The 3,270-nt window shown below is 63.8% G+C and carries 3 protein-coding genes; all 3 read right to left on the reverse strand.

Annotation, left to right across the window (positions count from 1 at the left end; translation table 11 throughout):
* On the reverse strand, nucleotides 1-772 hold a 772-nt coding region (locus tag R3280_RS16340), incomplete at its 3' end, for a biotin carboxylase N-terminal domain-containing protein (protein ID WP_318999671.1).
* A gap of 10 nt (nucleotides 773-782) precedes the next feature.
* A complete protein-coding gene (locus R3280_RS16345; protein ID WP_318999672.1) occupies nucleotides 783-1,619 on the reverse strand; it encodes an enoyl-CoA hydratase/isomerase family protein in 837 nt (278 codons plus the stop codon).
* 159 nt (nucleotides 1,620-1,778) lie between these two features.
* The gene (gene atuD / locus R3280_RS16350) at nucleotides 1,779-2,939 is read right to left on the reverse strand and encodes a citronellyl-CoA dehydrogenase (RefSeq protein ID WP_318999673.1); all 1,161 of its coding nucleotides are present in this window, start codon (nucleotides 2,937-2,939) and stop codon (nucleotides 1,779-1,781) included.
* Nucleotides 2,940-3,270 lie beyond the last annotated feature (331 nt).

Below are 3,270 nucleotides of genomic sequence, written 5' to 3' on the forward strand. Positions count from 1 at the left end.
CCTCGCCCATGGCCTGGCGCAGTTCGGGAGTGACGAAGGGCGAGGGCGCCTCCTCCACCACCTTCTGATGCCGGCGCTGGATCGAGCAGTCCCGCTCTCCCAGGTAGACCGCGTTACCGTGGCTGTCGGCAAACACCTGGATCTCGATGTGACGGGGCTCGATCACTGCTTTTTCCAGGATCAGCTCGTCATCGCCAAAAGCACTGCGGGCCTCGGAACGGGCACGCTGGATCTCGGCCCGCAGCTGGCTTTCCTCCCGGACCAGGCGCATGCCCCGCCCGCCTCCACCGGCGGAGGCCTTGATCATCAACGGATAGCCAATGTCGCCGGCGGCCGCCGCCAGCTCATCGTCACTGGCACGATCTCCCTCGAAGCCAGGCACCGTGGGCACACCGGCCTTCTGCATGGCGATCTTCGAGCGCCGCTTGCTGCCCATCAGCTCGATGGCCGCCGCCGGCGGCCCCACGAACACCAGACCGGCGTCCTGGCAGGCGCGGGCAAAGTCCGCGTTCTCCGACAAAAAGCCATAGCCGGGATGGATGGCGTCGGCGCCGGTCCGGCGGACTGCATCCAGAATGGCGTCCACGTTCAGGTAGGAGGCCGACACCTGGGCCGGGCCGATCGCCACCGCCTCGTCTGCCTCCAGCACATGCAGGGCGCTGGCGTCTGCCTCGGAGTAGACCGCCACGGTGCGGTAGCCCAGTTCCCGGGCGGTGCGAATGACCCGCACGGCAATCTCGCCACGGTTGGCAATCAGCAGCTTGGTGAGCATGGTCGGGTCCTCAGTGGTTCTCGGTGGAATCGTCGACGGCCCAGGCAGCGGGCCGTTTCTGCATGAAGGCCATGGTGCCCTCGGTACCTTCACTGCCGCGTATGGCGGCGGCAAACTTCCCGGCGGCGCTGTCCAGCAGCCCCGCCATGGGCTCGTGACCCACCCGGTGCAGCAGCGCCTTGGTCTCGGCGGTGGCGTTGGGCGCGCACTGGCGGACACGGTCAAGGGCCTCGCCCAACCACTGCTCCAGCTGCTCATGAGAGCTGGCGGCCTGATGCACGATACCCAGGGAGCAGGCCTCGGCGGCATCCAGCTTCAGCGCCAGCAGCGCCAGCCGCCGCGCCTGGGTCAGCCCGATACGCTGCACCACGAAAGGCGCGATCTGGGCCGGAATCACCCCCAGCGTGGTCTCCGGCATGGCGAATCTGGCTGTCGGCCCGGCAATGGCCAGATCCGACACACAGGCAAGCCCGAAACCACCACCCATCACCGCGCCCTCGGTGACCGCGATCACCACCTTGGCGGACTCATTGACCCGCTGGATCATCTCGCCAAAGGCCCGGTTGAGACGGTAGAAAGGGTCTTCCTCGCCTTCCGCCGGCTTCTGGTTCCTTGCGCCGGCCATGTCCTTGATGTCACCACCGGCACAGAAATGCCCGCCGGCGCCCCGGAGCACCACGGCGCGAATGCTGGCGTCGTCCTCGATCTCGGCAAACACCGCGGAAAGCTCCGCCACCATCTGCAGACTCATGGCGTTACGGGCTTCGGGGCGGTTCAGGGTGACGTGCAGGGCTGGGCCCTGTTTTTCCAGCAGCAGGGTTTCGCAGTTTGGGAAGCTGTCGGTCATTGTCTGACTCCACATTCAAGGCTCGGGGCTGGTGGCCTGGAAGGACTTTCCAGGACCGTCTGCAGCCAGGGATGGCTGCAGCCGAGCCCCCCAGGGATGGGTTTACGGGCGTGTCCTGAGGGAAGGTCCCCACCAGCGGCCTTCCCCCTAAAGAAGAGATCAGTACCGACGTTTACCGGGCAGGGTGCCCATCATCTTGCAGATGATCCCCAGCATGATCTCGTCGGCGCCGCCGCCGATGGACACCAGCCGCACATCCCGGAACGCCCGGGACAGCGGGTTGTCCCACATGTAACCCATGCCACCCCAGTACTGCAGGCAGCTGTCCGTCACCTCACGGCCGAGGCGGCCCGCCTTGAGCTTGGCCATGGAGGCCAGCTTGGTCACATCCTTGCCCTGAACATGCAGCTCACAGGCCTGGTAGGTGAGCGCCCGCAGAGCTTCCACTTCAGTCTGCAGCTCGGCCAGGCGGAAATGAATCACCTGGTTGTCGATCAGCGGCACGCCAAAGGTCTTGCGCTCACGGCAGTAATCGATGGTCGCGGTGATGCAATGCTCCAGTGCCTTGATGACGTTGGCGGCGCCCCAAAGACGCTCTTCCTGGAACTGGACCATCTGCATCATGAAGCCGGTACCCTCGGCACCAATCCGGTTGCGCTGCGGTACCCGCACATCGTCGAAGAACACCTGGGCGGTCTCGGAGGAGCGCATACCCAGTTTGTTCAGGTGCGGCGAGAAGGAAATGCCCGGCGTGTTCATGGGCACCATGATCAGCGACTTGTTCTTGTGGGGCTTGTCGTCGGAGGTGTTGGCCAGCAGGCAGATGAAGTCGGCTTTCGGCGAGTTGGTGATCCACATCTTGGAGCCGTTGATGATGTAGTCGTCGCCGTCCTTGCGGGCGTTGGTCTTCATGCCCGCCACGTCGGAGCCGGCGCCCACCTCGCTGACACCGATACAGCCGACCATCTCACCGGTAATGGCCGGCGCCAGGAATTCGCGCTTCTGCTCGTCCGATCCGAAGCGGGCCAGGGCCGGGGTGCACATGTCGGTCTGCACGCCAATCGCAAGGGGCACGCCGCCACACCAGGCGGTGCCAAGCTCTTCGGCGGCCACCAGGTTGTAGCTGTAGTCCAGGCCCATGCCCCCGTATGCCTCCGGCTTCTGGATACCCAGCAGGCCGAGCTTGCCCAGTTTGCGGAAGATTTCGTGGATGGGGAAGGTGCCGGCCTCTTCCCATTCATCGCAGTGGGGGTTGATCTCTTTCTCCACGAAATCGCGGACGGTTTTTCTGAGGGCTTCGTGTTCTTCGGTGAAGATCATTGTTTTTCTCCGTCGCATCCTCGGCTGGAAGTGCCTGAGAGATTGATGCATTTATGTTGGGCTTGGGCGGCAGCTGCGGGGTAGCCCTTTCTGAGACACGCCCGTAAATACGTCCCTGTAGGGCTCGGGCGTGGCCATCCCTGGCCACTCACGGTCTCAGAAAGGGCTACCCCACATCTGCCAATGTCTGAAAATTCTCTGCTTCCTGCGCGTAATGCCAAGAGCGTCTTTTGAGTTAACTGGTGGCCTGTAAGAGTGGAGCCGGATCATCACTAAAACAACGGCATCCACCCCAGTTTGGATGACCAGAGCCCAAAACTGAGGTGTATTA

The sequence above is a fragment of the Marinobacter sp. genome (assembly GCF_033722195.1).
Taxonomy (GTDB): Bacteria; Pseudomonadota; Gammaproteobacteria; order Pseudomonadales; family Oleiphilaceae; genus Marinobacter.